Consider the following 17,364-nt stretch of genomic DNA (forward strand, 5'->3'; position numbering starts at 1 on the left):
AAACGACGTAGTGGTCACCCGAGACGGAAAAGAGGCTCTGGATTACCTATATTGCAGGGGACAGTTTTCTGCGCGCTCGAGCGAAAATCCGGCGGTCTTGCTGCTCGACCTGAAACTTCCCAGGGTCGATGGTTTGCAAGTCCTGGAGAAAATTAAATCGGACGAGCACCTGAAGATAATACCGGTGGTGGTGTTGACATCGTCCCACGAGGAAAAAGACATGGTGAGAAGCTACAAGCTCGGGGTTAACGCATATGTAGTAAAGCCGGTCGATTTTCACGAGTTTATCAATGCCGTCAAGGAACTAGGCGTCTTCTGGGCACTCATCAATGAGCCGCCGCCGGGCAGTGTCAAAAAGGTACGCTAATGTCTCCGCTCCGCATTCTGTTGCTAGAGGATAATACGTATGACGCGGAGCTCATTCAAGAGCTCCTCGAAGAAGCTCATCGCGTCTGCCAGGTAGTCCGCGTCCAGTCTCGTGCGGAATTTCTGACGGCTCTAAAAACGGTTGAAATTGAACTGATTCTCGCTGATTATAAACTTCCTTCATTCGATGGTCTCTCGGCTTTAAAACTCGCGCTGACTGTCCGTCCAGAACTGCCGTTTATCTTTGTTTCCGGCACGCTTGGCGAAGAAGTGGCGATCGAAGCACTTAAGATTGGGGCGACGGATTATGTTCTGAAAACGCGACTATCAAGGCTAGTGCCTTCAGTTGAACGAGCATTGCGCGAAGCCCAGGAACGAGCCGAACGCAAGAAGGCGGAAGAGGCGCTACGCCGAAGCGAAATGTATCTGGCGGAGGCGCAGCGACTCAGCAACACGGGAAGTTTCGGCTGGAACGTTACGAGCGGGGAAATCTACTGGTCCGAAGAGACTTATCGAATATTCGCCTGCGACCCTGCGATAAAGCCCACCCTTCAGATGGTGATCGACCTAACTCATCCGGACGACCGAACGCGTTTGCGGAAAATCCTCGACCGCGCCTCGATCGAAAGGCGCGCCTTTACGGCCGAGCATCGCCTGGTGCTGACCGATGGTTCTGTTAAATACGTTCGGGCTGTGTCTCATGGCTTCATCGGCGAAAATCCGGATAGTTTCCTCTTCGTAGGAGCGGTAACGGATATCACGGAGCGCAAGTGCACTGAAGAAACCCTACGGGAGCAGGCTAATTTGCTTAATTTGACGCATGACGCTATTTTCGTTTATGACATGAACGGAGTTGTCACGTACTGGAATCGTGGCGCGGAGGCGTTGTACGGATGGTCGGCAGAGGAGGCCAAAGGCAAGCTTGTTCCCGAGTTGCTGGAGACGATCTTTCCAGTACCGGTTGAGCGAACCACAGCGGAGCTGAGCAGTAGCGACCACTCGGAAGGCGAGGTTGTGCGTACCAGGAAAGACGGAACACAGGTAACAGTGGCGAGCCGTTGGTCATTGCAACGAAATGTAAGGGGCATGCCGGTTGCCGCTTTGGAGTCGAGCAACGATATCACCCCTCGAAAACTTGCCGAAGTAGAGCGCGGGCGTTTGAGCCAGTTAGAGGCGGATCTCGCGCACATTAACCGCGTCAGTATGATGGGCGAACTGGCCGCTGCGCTGGCTCACGACATCAAGCAGCCGATGGCTGCCGCGGTCACGGGCGCGGGCGCGTGCATTAATTGGCTCTGTCGGGATGCACCCGATATCAAAGAAGCATGCGCCGCTGCCTCGGCAATGGGCGCGGAAGTCATGCGCGCCGCTGGCATCATTGACGGAATTGGCTCACTCTACAGGCGAAGCACACCAGAGCGGGAATTGGTGGACTTGAACGAAATCGTTCAGGAGATGGCGGTTTTGCTGCGGGATACCGCCGATCGGAAGTCCATTTCGATCCGAACGGAACTCGACACGGGGCTTCCGAAGACAACAGCACACCGTGTACAGCTCCAGCAGGTCTTGATGAACCTCATGCTCAACGGCATCGAGGCGATGCAACACACGGGTGGTGAACTGATCGTCTCATCGAAGAGGATCGAGCGTCGTCAGTTGTTGATCTCGGTGAGCGATTCGGGCATCGGGCTTCCTACCGATGAACCCGAGCGCATTTTCGAGGCATTTTTCACGACGAAACCGAAAGGCACCGGCATGGGACTGTCCATCAGTCGGCGGATCATCGAGTCGCATGACGGCCGGCTGTGCGCCAGTCCGAAAACAGGAGGGGGTGCGACGTTTCAGTTCACCCTGCCCGGCGAGGAGATGCGCCCAGAACGTGTCGTGCCGCTATAACCCAAGCCAGTGCAGAAGGCCAACACGCGATCCCGATGACGGACAAAGCGGGGGCGAGGTCGACGCCAACCTGCTGGACCTTCTCGCACATGCCGTTAAGGAGATTGAGTCACCTTTGAATTGGATCGAGGTCAAAGGCTCGCCAAGCTGCCGCTCAACCTCAGGACGCCGAAGGGCGGCTCGCCCCTGGTCAGCGGACGTTTGCGAACGGATTGTGAAGGGCCGTTCCTGGCCGGGTAGTGCCGGTTGCGAGCGCGCGGCAATGTGCATCCCAGCGTCGCGCAGGTCCACTCGGCGCGAGCCAGTGACACCTTCGTTTCCCACGAGTCCAATCGCGGCCCAGCAAGTCCCGCCTATCCTGCAATACGGCGGCGTGCTCGCAAATGCCGGATTAAACTCCCTCGGCTCGCAAAATGTACTGTGCCAGAGCGACGCAATACACTACGTCGCTCGAGGCGGCCGCGCAGACCGCGGCCAATGCCGCCGAACGAAATGCTCGAAGGAAAAATCCATGACCGACCCGGCCCGTCACGCCTCCGACTTTCGCCGGCAGCGCACCGTCGGCGTCGCGGGTATCGCGGTCGCCTCGCTGCTTGCTTCGGGGCTCTGGCTCGGCATCGAGCTTTTTATGTCGCCCCTTCCTGGCATGGACAGCCTCGGCGCGCGGATGCTGCTGACACTTAAATGCTGCTGTGCTGCGGTGCTGTTCTGCCTGGTGACGGGCGTCGAAGCCGTGGCGCACGACGATTGACCTCGCCGGCGTTCGATCCGCTGGCGGCCTTCGAGACACACCGGTTGCGCGTCAATCAACGATACCTACAGAACACGGTGGAGCAGATCATCGTGTTTGCGGCGTCGCTGTTCGGCCTGGCCGCCTATTGCCTCGACGGCTCGTCCATGCGCGCGATCGTGGCGACGACCGTGGCCTGGATCGCCGCGCGGGTGGCGTTCTGGCTCGGCTATCATCGCCGCGCAGCGCAGCGCTGCGCTGCGCGGGCTCGGGGCGCCGGACATGGCGATCAGTATGATCGTGCTGCTATGTGACGAGCCGGTTTGGGCGTGAGATCGCAGGGACGGTGGGAGCGATTGTGTCGCTCGCTGTATTTTTCGCGGTCGAGTGATGCTGTTTTGGCGGACGCGGCCGGTGAAAGAGGGTTGATTCAATAGGGTCCGTCGACCCGATCGTCTCGGCTCGACCCCGTTTCGGACGATGATAGGAAGGTCACGTCAACGGCAGCTTCCGGGGTGCAATGGCCGCGCCTGCATGCTGACCGACCTCTGAGGCCTGCTCGGGCATTCGCTACATCGCGAGAGCGCATTATTCGCACTGTGCGATTCTGGCTACGGCTGCTTTTTGTCCGAAATTTACTTGGTAGCCGCGAACATCGTGGATTACAGTATTCTTGCGATGCGACTTTCAAGCTCGGCTGACTCGCAAAGTCACAAATGCGCAGACTTTCGTGCAACCCGCTTCTGCACGTGTCTGCCGACACCGAGCGGAAAAATGACTGCTTGGTGAAGGGCATCGCCATTCATCATTTTGGCCCACGCAACATTTCTCAAGAGGCGGCCGTGCCGACGGCCCCACATTCTCTCATCGCTTGCTCCGCAAACGGCGGCTGCAGGGATTACTGCAGCCATCTTTTGTTTCATCTATTTGAGTCGGGGCGCCTGATCCACTCCGGCAATACGCCCTGCGTGATTCGGTGACAAGGAGAGGACCATGAAGATCAAGTATTTAAGCATTTGGTCAGCGACAGCCATTGCACTTCTCTCGCTCAGTGGCGTCGCACAGGCCGGTGACCACGACGGCCACGGCGGCCTTTGCTCGAACGCAACGCTAAAGGGACCGTTTAGTTTTATCGGTCACGGAGAGATACTTGGATTGAAAACTGACGATGGTGTGTTGCATCCGTACGCTGCCCCGTCGATCCTCGATGACGTCGCCCTAGTGACGTTTAACGGTATGGGCAAATTTGACCGCACCGACTTCGGCATGATCGGCGGGTTGCCGAAAGGGGGGAAGACGACATTCAATCCGACACAGGAAGGCACCTACACGGTGAACCCCGATTGCACCGGCACCATGAAAATCGTCTATCTGCCGGGCGGGACCGTGCCGGCCGGCGTCGAGACGGATCTGAACATCGTCGTCGCTGCCGACGGGACGCTCGTCGAATCCGTTGTCTACAGGGCGGTCACTGTGTCAGGCGAGAGCCTCGACCACACAATGTGTCCACCGCATTGCGAGCAAGGTGTGCAAGAAAGCTTTGAGGGGAAAAAGGTCCTGGTCTACGGCTTCCGTTAGTCGGGCTCCAGATGGGCTCACGCTTGCTAAGGCGCTCGCCATGAGTGGCGCCGAGCCCGACCTTGTGCCCAGGTTTTCGCCCTTTAATACCTGCGTCTTTTCGAGATGATCCTGTCACATTCCGATCCATCGCGGTATCGAGGCCACCGGTGCTCGTGATGCCGGCGAACCGGCGCAACGAACACGATCATGGTTGCCCAAGGAGACGGAGCGTCGACCACATGATCGCGAGCGTAATCCCGCTGTTCGGGGCGGAGCGGACGTTCGAACGTCAGCGTAAAGGTCTGATTGAGCGTCTCTGTCTGGCCGCACTGGCACATTTTCCGATCCGCGTTGCCCGCCCCAGAAAAGATCGTCAGAAGCCGCTCCCAGTCACTCCGCAGCAAGTCGCTGTCAGACTAGCGATAGTTAATAAAGTTGATGATGTCATTGAGGAACCACGGCAGAATCAATTGCGTATCGGGATAGCTGACACCGACGCTGAGCCTCGGTGGCATTGACGTGGAGTCACCGGGCGCCGCACCATCAGTAGCGTGCAGAATGTAGGTATCCGTGTCGGCCGGACTTGGCCAGGCGGTCTGATTATTCGCGGGCGACCGTATCGAGGAGCAGCCGGTGGTGAGCACGACGAAGGCCGCTGCGAAGCAAAAGGGCTTCATGATGGCGTGAACTCCAGCAACGTTACTTTGACAATAAGACCGATGACGAATTCATCCCGGTACATAGCTGAACTCTGCCGAACACAGGAGGCGCAGTCCGACCCTTTAGGGACGTCGTCTTCCATTGCAATTTTTGGCCGCCAAGGGCAACAAAGTGGCCATTCGATTGCTTGCGACTCCGAGGTCGATATGGACCTATGCGTCGGCGTCCAATAACAGCCGCGGCATTTGACGAGCCCATCTCACGTCAGGCCGCTGTCGCAACTGGCTCGGCTTCGCTGATGCGGTCCATGAACTCAACAAACCCTTCCGGCATCCGGCTCTTCCCGGCCAGAGCAAAGCGCAGCGCATGCACGGACCGCTCCCCGCGATTCGAACCCGCTCTGTCGCCCCCTTTGCGCCACTCGCCGGCGTACGCTAATCCGACGGCTTGCGGACTCAAAACCAGCCACTCAGTCCTACCTTATTCACCGCCTATGTCCAGCGCCAGGCCCTCCGGCGTGACACGTGCCCTGCATTATCACGGCCGCCCCTGGCGAACCGCGCGTCTTCGCGGGCGCGTTCAATTTGCTCGCAGACCGCCTGATGGCGTATCGCCGAAGCGCCTGAGAGGCGGCAGCACCTCGCATCCGATGCCGCCACCTCGCCTGCTTCATTGCGCGGCGAGCGCCTCCGTCGCCACGTCACGATGCGGCCGCGCGCAGAGAATCAGCACACCGCCGACCGCGCCGATACAGGCCAGCACCGAGAACGGAAACTGAAAGTCCGTTCCCTTGCCCGCGAGCATGCCGACCAGCGTCGGCCCGACGAAACCGCCGACGAGATTGCCGAACGCACCGATCAACGCAGTCGCGACGATCGCATCCGCCGCCGAAAGAAGCTCGGTCACGTAGGTGAAGATAATCGGCAGGAACATCTCCACGAAGAAGCCCATCGCGGTGAAGAGCGACATCTTCAGCATGAGCGATGTGGATGGCACATTGGCCGCCACGAAAAGCAGCACAGCGGCGATGATGATTGGCACGCCCGCATGAAGCCTCCGCTCCTGCCGGGCGTCGGAACTGCGCGTCGCGACCAGCATCCCGACGATGCACGCGGCCCATGGAAACGCCGACAAAATCCCGACTTCCACCTGCCCAAGATTCTGCGACGACGCCGCAATTGAAGTCGGCAGCCACAGCATGAAGCCATAGACCAGCAGGTTAATCATTGAGAAACCCGCGCCGAGGAACCACGTAGCCTTGAGCGAAAGCACGCGGCGAATCGTCGATTGTCCTTTGAGGTCCACGAAATCGGCTTGCTCATCCGCGAGCATGCGCACGAGGCCGGCTCTCTGATCTTCCGTGAGCCAGCGCGCGGCGGCGATGTTCTTCGGAATGGTGGCCCACCAGACCACGGCCCAAATCCACGCAGGCAGTCCTTCGATGATCATCATCGCGCGCCAGTCGTGATGCGCGAGCAGATAGCCCGAGATCGGCCCTGCCATCAGCGCGCCCAGCGGCGCGCTGATGGTCCACAGGCCGAACGCCTTGCCGCGCTCACGCCGGATGAACCATGACGCCGTGAGGCTCGACGCGGACGCCCACACTGGCCCTTCCGCGATGCCGAGCACGAGCCGCACCGCCAACAGCTCGTTGAAGTTGCGCACGAGTCCGGTCGCCATTGCGGCCCCACCCCAGCAGATCAGGCACACGAGCACCACGCGCCGCGCGCCGTATCTTGCCACCAGCCAGCCGCCCGCGAGAAACGTGATGACATAGCCCCAAAAAAAAATGCCGCCGACGAGGCCCGCATGCGCCGCATCGATGCCCAGATCGCGCCGGATCGATGGCAGCGCCAGCCCGATGTTGGTCCGGTCGAAGTACGAGATGGTGTACATGAGAAAGATCACGAGCGTGATCCGGAACCATCGGGCTTTACCCGACGACTCGACTCTTTCGAGGGCTGCATCGTTCATTGCTTGTCTCCTGTGTCTCATTTGATCGAGACTTCGTCGGGGGATTGTGTTCGGCTGCGGGCGTTCCTTTTGTTGATGCGTGACGTGCTATTCGATTCAGACGGAAGTTTCCTGATGCGCGCGCTCCTTCGCGTCGCGATCCTGCTTGTCGAGCCGTGTCCAGATATCCCTGACAAGGTCCTTCATCAACAGCGCTTCTTCCCATCGGTCCGAGAGTTCATAGCCGTTGCGATCGGTCATCGCATATTCCTTCGGGCCAAGTTCGCACAGGAAGGTGAGCACGCCATCGCGCGGCGCACGCTTGCGCCAGCTACGGAAGCCGTATTCCCACCAACCGAGGAACAGCTCGAGCCATTCACGGTGATGCGCGAAGCTGATCTGCACCTGGATCTGCTCGCGGCTCGCCACGCGCCCATGAAAGCCCCAGCTGTTGTCGATGATGCGGCGTATGAGCCGGTGATCCTCGTCGCTGACCGGCCACGCGAACTCGCGCCCGACCACGTAATGTGAGAGATCGCCGGTCAGACGCAGATCCGGAAAGCAGTCGAGCAGCCGGAGCGTGAAGAACAGATCCGTCGTCATCCGGTTGCGATGCGTTTCAATATGAACGGCCACGCCTGCATCGTGTGCGAGGCGCCGCCATCCTTCGATCAACGGAATGCATTCATCGACCGTATAGGGCCGCACATCGGGCTGAAGATTGATGTGGTCCGCGCCGAGATCCTGTACGTGCTCGATGATCGGCTTCAGGTCGTCGACGGTTTGCGGATAGCACTGCGCCTGCCACGTCAGGCCGTAATCCTTCAGCGTGCGCGTCACGCGGCTCGCGAAGGCGTAGTCGAAGAAACGCACGCCCGCGCCGTCGAAGCCCGCGTCGCGGATCATGCGCAGCTGTTCATCAAGCGGCCATTCCAGTCCGTCGGGACGGCGGCGCTCCATGGCCCATAGCGACTGATACACCTTGAACTGCTGCATTGAGTGTCCTCGACGACGGCGCGCGCCCGCATCGACGCGGGCGCGGGTCTTTTACTCGACTTACATCGCTACAGCCGTGGTGGCGAAGAAGCGGTTCTTGAGCGATGTCTGGTTCTCGTAGATCGAGCCCTGCTTCGGCGCGGGCGGCAGGGGCATCACCACCGGCACATGCTCCATGCGCGGCACGATGGTCGGCTCCCCGGCGATAATCCGCTCGTTGAATTCGTCGAGACTCTTTTCCTGACCGGGGCCGTTCAGCAGCGGCCACGCGTCGACGGCTGCAACTTCATACAGCAACAGGCGGCGTGGACGATTCGACGTGTTCTCCGCCGAGCCGTGAATGGCGCGAGCATGATGGATCGAGAACGAACCCGCCTTACCCGTGCAGGGCACGGCACGGCCGAAGTCCACATCACAAGTGGTCGGGTCCATCGCGCCGCAGAAATAGCCGTCGGTATGATGGCTGTAGACCTCGCCCTTGTGGCTACCCGGAATGATCAGCAGCGGCCCGTTTTCCAGTTCGCAGTCGTCGAGCATCACGCCGACGGCCAGCACGTCCTGATTCGTGTGCGGATAGAACGCCCAGTCCTGATGCCATTCCACCGGATCGCCGACATGCGCTTCCTTCAGGTTCAGCTTGGCGTTGCGCACGCGCAGATGCGGCCCGAGCAGACTGGTCAGCGCTGCGATCAGCTTCGGATGTCGGAGCGCTTCCATGAACACCGGATCGACCTTGATCGGATCCTTGATGCGCCGCACGCGCGGACGTTCCGCGGTGTGCGAGGGCGCGATATCAAACACGTCGTCGGATTTCATGAGCGAACGGGACCGCTCGACCAGGTCGTCGGTGACCTTGCGCATGCGCTGCACCAGTTCGTCGCCGAATACATCGGTGACGACCACGTAGCCGTCTGTGTCGTATTGCTTCACCTGCTCCTTCGTCAGCACTTTCGTCTCCTCGCAGAAATGAACCGATACCGATGGAAGCTTATGAGAGCGCTCCCATTTCGCGGCACCTACCTCATGGATCAGCATTCATCGGCGGATCTACCTGTCCGGTATGTGCGCGCTCCCATTCAAGGTATAGTGCTTCATCGGGGGTGTCAAGAAACGGGAAACCCTCATTCGCGGTCTTCTTTGACTACAGCCTCGCACATGAAGAACACGGAACGAACGGACGTTGTATCACGGGAGATACTCCCGCGGCCCACGATGGAAGACGTCGCGCGCGAGGCCAGAGTCGGGCGCATGACTGTATCGCGCGCGCTCAACCAGCCTGAACTCGTATCGCCCGAATCGCTCGCGGCGGTGCACGCGGCCATCGAAAGGCTCGGCTATGTGCAGAACCTCAATGCGGGCAGTCTCGCGTCGAACCGATCGCGGATCATCGGCGCGGTCATACCGACCATCGAGAATGCGTTCTTCTCCGAGACCATCAGCGGCCTGTCGCAGACGCTGGCTGGGAAGGGCTATCAGCTGCTGCTCGGCCAATGCCTTTACAACGCCGCCGAGGAAATGCGGCTGATCGATGCTTTCGTCGGCCGGAGAGTGGACGGCATCATGCTGATCCGCACTTCACGCCCGGCCGATCTGGAGAACCGCATCAGGCGATGCGGCATTCCTTTCGTCGAAGCGTGGGACACGTCGAACCAGCAGATCGATATGCTCGTCGGTCTCTCGCATCGTGACGCAGGCGCGGCGGCGGCGCGCCATCTCGCCGCGAAGGGCCGGCGTCGCCTGGGGTATCTCGGCAGCGATGAAGCCCGCTCGAACGCGCGTCTGCAAGGACTGCGCGCCGCTGCCAAACAGGCGGGCCTGCCGAAACCCGAAGCCGTGATACTCGACCGGCCATCCGGCATCACCGATGCCACCGCCATGCTCGACACGCTGCTCGCAACACGTCCCGATCTGGACGGCCTGTTCTGCTCCAGCGACATGCTCGCGGCCGGCGCGCTGTTCGACTTTCAGCGGCGCGGCATACGCGTGCCGGAAGATGTGTCCATCATGGGCTTCGCGGATCTTCCGATCGCGTCGGCCACGCATCCCGGCATCACGACGATCCGAGTGCCGTCGCTCGAGATAGGACGCACGGCGGGCGCGATGCTGCTCGAATATCTCGACGGCAAGCAGCCGGCCAATCCGCGCATCGATCTCGGTTTCTCCATCGTCGAACGCGGCAGCGCGTAGCGCGCGCAGCCGCCCGATCTCAGCCCCGCCACTACGGTGCATCGGCGGGCACCGCTCGGGTCAAGGGCGTGCCAGTTACCGCTTCCAGGCTACGGCAGCCCACCGAAAGTTCATTTGACGCGGTCGCATCACTGGCGGCTTATGGCCGATGCTGTTGAAAAGTCGCTGCTCTGCTTTTTCAAATCGCCGGTGAGAAAATCGACCTCTCAGATCGGCCTACAAACCGCTGGCGAACGCCAGCGACTTTTTCTCTCAACAGCATCGGCCGGGTGCCGCCTCATGCAATGGGCTTACACAGCCTGAACCTCGCAAGGCCGCGATCGGCAGCACGCGACCCACAACTGCCGTTCAGACTCCTGGCGCGGCAATGACAGCTTCCGGGGTACAACGGACGCTCGCCCGCCGAGTTGGTCGGCAAGTTGTCGGCCTTAGCCGTCATTCGAAGATCGGCCTTGTCCGGCGGCTACACTGCGCTTTCCGGACATTCGAAACTTGGCGGTGGCCAGCGGCCAGCCTTGTCGAATTCGGAAACGCGCTTACCACCCCCAACCGCTGTTCGACCAGGTTCGGAAGGGCGCGCTGTTTGCCGCCCCACAAGCCTTACTCATTCGCTGTCTTTGATGATCCGCTCAAGAGTCTTCAAATCAGGATTATGAGGCAGCTCTTCCAGCAGCACGCTGATCAGCCTGTCGTCTTATGGCTCGGCGCCGTGGCGTCATACCGCAGCGTCGAGTGGTGCGGAGTGATCCGTTCGTTAATTCGGCAGGCGCCTCGGAAGATCCGTGATGCGCGGCCCACAGAATCGGGAGTGCCCGAGGCACGATGCAAGCGCCTGCTCGCCGAACCATTTCTGCGTGTCCAGGTTGTAGTGCACGCTGCCGTCTCCACCGCCTAACGTGCCGCCCTGGAAAATACCGAAGCCGGGCGGCTGTCCATTCCAGTCCGGCGACTGCGACGCATCAACGAAACTGAAGATACGCGGATTCGCGTCGACGAAGCCGCCGAACACTTTCTGCATCGACAGAAGCGCGGCGGGATTATAAGGCGCGACCGCGTTGGTGACGTTGTCGTAAGCGGTCGACAACGGCTTCACGATCAGCACCGGGAAGGTTGAACCCACCGCAGCAAAGAAACTGCTGAAGAGGTGAGCGTAATTCTGCGGCGCACGTTGAATCGTCGGTGCGTTGCCGGCCGAATTCAGCGGTGCAGCTTCTGCCTCCCACTGGTTCCACTCCAGGCCGAGAATACGCGGCTTCTTGCCGGTCGCCAGAATCTGCTTCAGTCCCAGATACATCATGCGGCGCGCGAACGGTGCAAGTGCATACGTCGGCGTCTTGCTCGCATCGAGCATCGGTTGCCAGAGATTGACGCCATGCACCGTCCAGCCGCAGCAGCCGCTGAACGCATCGTCTGCGACGTCCACGCCCTGGCTGCCCCAGCCGATATGAATGATGTACAGATCGGGCAGCGGCTCGCCTGCATTAATCGCCGCCTGCCACGCATACGCGGCGAAATTGGCGGCATTTCCGCTGCCGCCGTAGTAGCCGAGATTCATGTCGGACGACGTGCTGTCCGACCAGTTCACCCACGACACGTGATCGATAGTGGAGATCGGCTGGGTAAATGGCGCACCCGGCCCGTCGGCGTTGCCGGTGATGTTCTCCCAGCCGTCGTTGCGGATGCCCCATACATTGGGTGCCGGCATCCCGCCGGTGCCCGCGCCTGCACCCGAGGCTCCCGTCAACGTCAGATCCGCGGGCAGGCCGTTAAGACCGGCACTGTTACTCTGCCCCATCACGAACAGGACCGCCACTTCGTCGTGCCGGAATCGCGATCCTTTCTCCCACGATTGCACCGCGGCAGCATTCGGTTGGGCCGTCGCGTCGGCGGCAACGGACACTTGCACCCCGCTCGCTGCCAATACGAACGGCAGCGCAATCCGCATCAAGAAGTTCTTCATGCCTGTCTCCATGGATCGCCGGTTCACTGTTTGACCGGCTGGCTGACGGCCTGGCCCAGGCCGTCGATATCGGGACCGTAGTTGCCGGAAATCACCGAGAGTTTGACGGTGTTGGCAGCACCGGCTTTCAGCGGGACCATGACCTGCACACTCGACAGGATCGGAAAGTCCCAGGTGCCTTCACCGGGAAACTGCACGGGAACCGGTGGGCCATTGTTGACGCTCACGCTCATGGTACGAGGCGAACCGCCACCGTCGTCCGCGCTGATATACACCACGGGGACCGCATACTCGCCATCTGCAGGCGCCACGATTCCGTTGAACTGGACGCTCGAATCCGAGTTCACAAAATTGCCGACCTTTTCGTGGCCACTGCATATGTTGCATGCCTGGACTGCCGCATCCTGAATGATGTTGGTAGAGTTTTCAGCTTCATAGGCGATGGGCGGCAATGCGGGTTGCGGAGCGGCGATCAGCGTCACCTTGCCGATCGACGGAGCGCGGTGGCCCTTGTCCGGAAGAACGAAAGTCAGCTTGTTGCTTCCCGGCACGAACGGCATGTACAGCGTGACGGTGCCCTGGCCCTGTCCGGTGGTAACGGGAAGCTGGATCGTGGTGAGTACGCTGTCGTTGAGAATCAGCGGCACCTTCAGCGAAGACGTTCCTTCGTTCCGGTACGTCACGTCGATGTACCCGCCCGAGGTTGCATTCACCGTATAGCGCGCCACGCCGTCTTCATGCGTGACCGGTTTAGCCGGCTGGATTTTCGATGCATCGTCCGCACCGGCGATGGTCAGCATGACGGAGCCGCCGGGCGGAACAGCGGGCACCGTGTACCCGGACGTGTGCGAACCAAGATCCTTTTGCGCCCAGATATCCCGCACGCTGGCCGATGCAGCGGGGTCCAGCCCGAGATCCTTCCAGTTCACCGTGATCGGAGCGGCCGACCCAGTCGTGTTGAGCAGAACTACCGCACGGCGACCTTGGCCGGCGAGCAGCTTGGCCCACACGCCCAGACCGTTTTGCGGCACCGCCACCCGGATCGCCTGAAGGCCACGCGGGTCCTGATCGACGGCGAGCACCTCCGGATTGGTCAGCGTCGCCATCGTTGCCGGGCTGACCGGCACCGTGAGATCGAGACCCAGGATAAGCGGCGCACCGGAAATGGCCCACAGGCTCATGTGCGTCTGATCCTGCGCGGCGGTCAAACCAAACCCGGCGAGCATCATGTCCGCATCGTTATAGACCCCCGTATGTTGGGCTTCCGGAAACAGATTGCCGTAGAAATTCTGGTTCACGATTCTGGAAAAATCAGGCGTGCTTTGATGACCCGGCGTGCCGGTGTCGTAAGTGATGTCCTCGGTCGTTCTCCACAGATCCGCGACTTGCCCCCAGTCATACGATCTGCCCGTCTTGTCGGCGTGAAAACTGTTCGGGTTGATGCTGTAGACGATCTGCCGATTCACGGCAGCACCCGCACTGTTCAGCGCATCGCGCATCTTCTGGAAACCGGCCACCTGATCGTCGACTGTGCCATCCGGCGAGCACCAGTCGTACTTAACGTAGTCGACGTCCCATGCCGCGAATGTATTGGCATCCTGAACTTCGTGCCCAAGACTGCCCATCGGATTGGTGTGTCCAGGGTACAGATTGTTACGCTGAGCACAGGTTTCGGCTGCGGGCACTTCGTATATGCCGAACTTCAGACCTCTGGCGTGAACGTAGTCGGCCAGCGCTTTGATGCCGCTGGGGAACTTCACGGGGTCGGCGACCAGGTTGCCTTGCGCATCGCGGGATGGCGCGAACCAGCAGTCGTCGACGTTGATATAGCTGTAGCCCGCTTTCATCAGCGGACCATCTTTCTTCAGGCCGTCGGAGATAACGTCCGCGGCCGTTTTCACCAGATCCTCGGTGATGTTGCAGCCGTACGCATTCCACGAGGCCCAACCCATAGGCGGTAGTGCAATCGACCCTTGGGCCGGGGTTTGCGATGGCGCACCTTGCGCGGAAACGTTTGCGGAGTTGGCCGCGGCCTGCATGACGCTCGCGGCGTCGGAGGAACCTTGCTGGTCGCCTCCGCAGCCGGACAAACCGAAAACCATCATGATGCTCGCGAAAAACAGATACACCTGTGTACGACCCAGGATCTTCATGATTTTCCTTTGCTGAAAAATGAAACTGGGACTTCCGGGTAAACTGCTGTGCGGCGTCTGTTTCGGGCTGCCCGGCCCTTTCGGGGGTTCAGGAAACCGGCTGCAGATTGCCGTCGAATCGTGCCGTTCCGTTTTCCCTTACCGACACGGCTCGCGCCACGTTGCCGTATTGCAGTGTCGTTTGCGTGCCGCCGACGCTGGTGAGCTTCACGGACGACAACGCGCCGCGGTTCCACTCGACGTCCACCGCAAACCCGCCCTTCGCCCGCACACCCGTGACATGCCCCGTGTTCCATTGCGACGGCAACGCGGGAAGCAGCGTGATGCGATCCATCCTGCTTTGCAGCAGCATTTCCAGTATTGCCGCCGGACCGCCGAAGTTCGCATCGATCTGGAATGCCGACGAGTTGCTCGACAGCGCATACGCGTCGAACATGTTGGCGAACGTGCCGCTCACGCCGTCATTACCCACCGAATAGCGCAGCAGCTTCGGGATCATCGAATAGCAGTTGGCGGCGTCGTGGAAATGCGCCCAGCAGGCGATGCGCCACGCGAGCCCCCACCCGAACGAGTCGAAGCCGCGTGCAAGCAGCAGTGCCTTCACGCCGGCCACGAGCTTGGGATCGCTGTCGAGCGTGATGCGCTCGCCTTCGAACCAGCCGATCAGCGGCGACAGATGCCGATGCCCCGTCTCGCCAACGATGCTGTCGTTCATCCATTCCTGTAGTTGCCCTGTCGTGGGACTTACCTTCGGCAGATAGAGCTGCGCCTTCATGCTCCCGATCGAGCGCGCAAAATCCGCGTCCTTGCCGAGCAGCTGGCTCGCCGTCAGGTAGTTCGTGAACAGATCCCACACGAGTTCCTGCGCGAAGGTGATCCCGAGCTGCTGATGCGGTCCCTGCTCCGGCGACCAGTCCTTGTCGTCGATGAGCAGACCCGTAGCGGGGTCTCTGATCAGACGCGCCTGCCAGAACTCGCATGCGGACTTCATTACCGGATAGATGCGGGCGAGATACGCCTTGTCCAGCGTATACTGGTAGTGATTCCACAGCGTGCGGCAATACCAGGCGCTCGCGGGCGGACTCCAATCCCAGCCGATGCAACCGTAGATGCCCGTCGAAATGGCGACCGTCCAGCCCGCGACGTTGCCGTTCGAATTGCTGTAGTTCACGTTGGCGGCGTCGTTGAAGTGATTCTTCGTCGACTGAACCCACGACGGCAACTGCCCGGTGACGTAATCGACGAACGGTTGCTGGCACTCCGGCAAACCGGCTCGATCGGCGAGCCAGTAGTTCATCTGGATGTTGATGTCAGTGTGGTAGTCGGCCATCCACGGCGGGTTGTTCGTAGTGCTCCACAAACCCTGCAGATTCGCCGGCATCGAACCGCGTGACGACGCTATCGTGAGATAGCGTCCAAACTGCACGTACATTGCTTCGAGCTCCGGGTCGGCCGCGTTGGGATTCACCTGACGCGCCAGCAACCGCTCCGGGATCGTCAGTGCCCGTTGCGCATCGCTCGACCTGCCGAGATTGATGTCCATGCGCCCGAAGAGCGAACGATAGTCGCGCACGTGACGCTGGAGCAGGTCGCGGTAACGCTGGGACGAGGCACCCTTCACGTCAGCGATCACTGCACCGCGCGGATTGATGCCCGTCAGATAGTTTTCGACGTAGCGCCCGTTGTAGTCGGTGCGCGCCGCGATGATGATCGTGAGCGCCGGACAGCCCTGGAGAGTGATCTGCGCATTGGCCGAGTCGAGCGAAGCGACGCCTGCATCTGGAACGACCAGCATGTAGGTCGCATACAGCTCGCCGCTGCCGCTGACCGCGCCCGAGAACGACAGCGCTTGATTCGATTCACCGATGGTTTGCGTCCCCTGGCCGTCGACCAGCGACACCGCGCCGTTATAGGTGCCGCCGTCGGACGTGAGCCGCACGACGATCACGTTGTCGGGGAAGCTGCTGAAGATCTCGCGCCGATAGGTTTTGCCGCCGGCACGATATTGCGTGCGTACGATCGAATTGCCGATGTCGAGCGAACGCTGGTAGTTCGTGGCGCCGGCGTGACCGGGCAGATCAATATAGAGCTTGCCGAGCGACAGGTAGGTACCCATCCCTGTCGTCGTGTAGGCCAGATCGACAACGTTCTTGCTGCCCGACCACAACGTGATTTCGTTCAGGTAGAGCACCTCACGTTCGCTCGCGCCGCCGGCCATCGCACCGAGTCGCCCGTTCCCGACCGGCAGGCCTTGAAACTGGATGTTGGACTCGACGGCAGGCGAGTCGTATTGGAACAGCAGTGCCTGATCGACGGACACGCGCGCCGAATCCGCCTGCGTCGAGGCGTTGGCTGAATCGAAAGAATCGAGAGTATTGGATGGAACTGAAGCGGGATCGCCGGTCGCGCCGGGCGAGGAAAGAGTTGCAGCGCCAACACGTGCTGCAACCGGGAGGATGACAGCAGCACTGCCTAACTTCAGCAGCTTGCGACGCTTTTGACTGGTGGGAATTTTCATCGTGTCTCCTGCTAGGAATTTATGCTGAATCCACCTATGAATATTTAGTTCAAATATGCACGCGTAAGGATTCGTCAGACATTAGGCTTTTCCCCTAGTACCGTGTTGCAAATGGTGGGATGACGATGTGGTGAATTGATGTTGCTGTGGGGTGTATATGGATCGGTATTTTTGTGAAATTTAGAAACCATAGTTTTTATGGCATACGAAACCGCGTGCGGAGAAAGCGGTCATTTCAGTAGGTCACGATACGTTCCTACGCAACCCACTCTCTGCTAGTTCCCAGCACACATCCCTGGTTCTCTTAATCGAATGAACTGCTGCTCCGCCGACCTACGTTTTGACAGCCGGTAACCCCCAAATCCGTCAGAGATGGGACTGAGTT

General features: G+C 60.3%; 13 protein-coding genes. 6 read left to right on the forward strand and 7 right to left on the reverse strand.

Going from position 1 to position 17,364, the window contains the following annotated elements:
* The 5 genes from P0D84_RS37670 to P0D84_RS37690 all read left to right on the forward strand — a co-directional run.
* Positions 1–367, forward strand: a 367-nt coding sequence (locus tag P0D84_RS37670; RefSeq protein ID WP_408346458.1) for a response regulator, incomplete at its 5' end; no start/stop codon positions are given.
* Positions 367–2,262 (forward strand): hybrid sensor histidine kinase/response regulator, encoded by a 1,896-nt coding sequence (locus P0D84_RS37675; RefSeq protein WP_408346461.1) that lies wholly within the window; start codon positions 367–369, stop codon positions 2,260–2,262. The genes P0D84_RS37670 and P0D84_RS37675, both read left to right, overlap by 1 nt.
* Before the next feature lie 511 nt (positions 2,263–2,773).
* Positions 2,774–3,013 (forward strand): hypothetical protein, encoded by a 240-nt coding sequence (locus P0D84_RS37680; RefSeq protein WP_408346463.1) that lies wholly within the window; start codon positions 2,774–2,776, stop codon positions 3,011–3,013.
* A complete protein-coding gene (locus P0D84_RS37685) occupies positions 3,010–3,306 on the forward strand; it encodes an MAPEG family protein (RefSeq protein WP_408346465.1) in 297 nt (98 codons plus the stop codon). Before P0D84_RS37680 ends, P0D84_RS37685 begins: the two co-directional genes overlap by 4 nt.
* 679 nt (positions 3,307–3,985) lie before the next feature.
* Positions 3,986–4,570, forward strand: coding sequence for a hypothetical protein (locus P0D84_RS37690; RefSeq protein WP_408346468.1), 585 nt, complete (start codon positions 3,986–3,988; stop codon positions 4,568–4,570).
* 398 nt (positions 4,571–4,968) lie between these two features.
* Here P0D84_RS37690 and P0D84_RS37695 read toward each other — a convergent pair whose 3' ends face one another.
* The 4 genes from P0D84_RS37695 to P0D84_RS37710 all read right to left on the reverse strand — a co-directional run bounded on the left by P0D84_RS37695 (position 4,969) and on the right by P0D84_RS37710 (position 9,109).
* Positions 4,969–5,229: a hypothetical protein gene (locus tag P0D84_RS37695; protein ID WP_408346471.1), complete on the reverse strand. Its 261-nt coding sequence runs from the start codon at positions 5,227–5,229 to the stop codon at positions 4,969–4,971.
* A gap of 652 nt (positions 5,230–5,881) precedes the next feature.
* Positions 5,882–7,207, reverse strand: coding sequence for an MFS transporter (locus tag P0D84_RS37700; protein ID WP_408346474.1), 1,326 nt, complete (start codon positions 7,205–7,207; stop codon positions 5,882–5,884).
* 75 nt (positions 7,208–7,282) lie between these two features.
* Positions 7,283–8,161, reverse strand: coding sequence for a sugar phosphate isomerase/epimerase family protein (locus P0D84_RS37705; protein ID WP_408346477.1), 879 nt, complete (start codon positions 8,159–8,161; stop codon positions 7,283–7,285).
* Between the two features lie 60 nt (positions 8,162–8,221).
* Positions 8,222–9,109 (reverse strand): phytanoyl-CoA dioxygenase family protein, encoded by an 888-nt coding sequence (locus P0D84_RS37710; protein ID WP_408346482.1) that lies wholly within the window; start codon positions 9,107–9,109, stop codon positions 8,222–8,224.
* 264 nt (positions 9,110–9,373) lie between these two features.
* Between P0D84_RS37710 and P0D84_RS37715 the strand changes: the two genes are divergently transcribed.
* On the forward strand, positions 9,374–10,348 hold the full coding sequence (locus P0D84_RS37715) for a LacI family DNA-binding transcriptional regulator (protein WP_408346484.1): 975 nt from the start codon (positions 9,374–9,376) through the stop codon (positions 10,346–10,348).
* Positions 10,349–11,102: 754 nt separating this feature from the next.
* Here the strand turns inward: P0D84_RS37715 and P0D84_RS37720 are convergent.
* The 3 genes from P0D84_RS37720 to P0D84_RS37730 form a co-directional block, all read right to left on the reverse strand.
* Positions 11,103–12,308 carry a hypothetical protein gene (locus P0D84_RS37720; protein ID WP_408346486.1) on the reverse strand — a complete coding sequence of 402 codons (1,206 nt, stop codon included), beginning with the start codon at positions 12,306–12,308 and terminating at the stop codon, positions 11,103–11,105.
* 23 nt (positions 12,309–12,331) lie between these two features.
* Positions 12,332–14,461, reverse strand: a complete 2,130-nt coding sequence (locus tag P0D84_RS37725) for an alpha-galactosidase D (RefSeq protein WP_408346489.1) — start codon at positions 14,459–14,461, stop codon at positions 12,332–12,334.
* Positions 14,462–14,549: 88 nt separating this feature from the next.
* Positions 14,550–16,979, reverse strand: coding sequence for a glycoside hydrolase family 95 protein (locus P0D84_RS37730; protein ID WP_408346492.1), 2,430 nt, complete (start codon positions 16,977–16,979; stop codon positions 14,550–14,552).
* Positions 16,980–17,364: the final 385 nt, after the last annotated feature.

This window comes from Paraburkholderia sp. RL17-337-BIB-A (genome assembly GCF_046025895.1).
Taxonomy (GTDB): domain Bacteria; phylum Pseudomonadota; class Gammaproteobacteria; order Burkholderiales; family Burkholderiaceae; genus Paraburkholderia; species Paraburkholderia fungorum_C.

Bases quoted from the DNA above. Each gene is read 5' to 3' on its own strand.
- P0D84_RS37675 (WP_408346461.1), top strand. From the start codon at position 367: ATGTCTCCGCTCCGCATTCTGTTGCTAGAGGATAATACGTATGACGCG.
- P0D84_RS37680 (WP_408346463.1), top strand. From the start codon at position 2,774: ATGACCGACCCGGCCCGTCACGCCTCCGACTTTCGCCGGCAGCGCACC.
- P0D84_RS37690 (WP_408346468.1), top strand. From the start codon at position 3,986: ATGAAGATCAAGTATTTAAGCATTTGGTCAGCGACAGCCATTGCACTT.
- P0D84_RS37695 (WP_408346471.1), bottom strand. From the start codon at position 5,229: ATGAAGCCCTTTTGCTTCGCAGCGGCCTTCGTCGTGCTCACCACCGGC.
- P0D84_RS37700 (WP_408346474.1), bottom strand. From the start codon at position 7,207: ATGAGACACAGGAGACAAGCAATGAACGATGCAGCCCTCGAAAGAGTC.
- P0D84_RS37705 (WP_408346477.1), bottom strand. From the start codon at position 8,161: ATGCAGCAGTTCAAGGTGTATCAGTCGCTATGGGCCATGGAGCGCCGC.
- P0D84_RS37715 (WP_408346484.1), top strand. From the start codon at position 9,374: ATGGAAGACGTCGCGCGCGAGGCCAGAGTCGGGCGCATGACTGTATCG.
- P0D84_RS37720 (WP_408346486.1), bottom strand. From the start codon at position 12,308: ATGAAGAACTTCTTGATGCGGATTGCGCTGCCGTTCGTATTGGCAGCG.
- P0D84_RS37725 (WP_408346489.1), bottom strand. From the start codon at position 14,461: ATGAAGATCCTGGGTCGTACACAGGTGTATCTGTTTTTCGCGAGCATC.
- P0D84_RS37730 (WP_408346492.1), bottom strand. From the start codon at position 16,979: ATGAAAATTCCCACCAGTCAAAAGCGTCGCAAGCTGCTGAAGTTAGGC.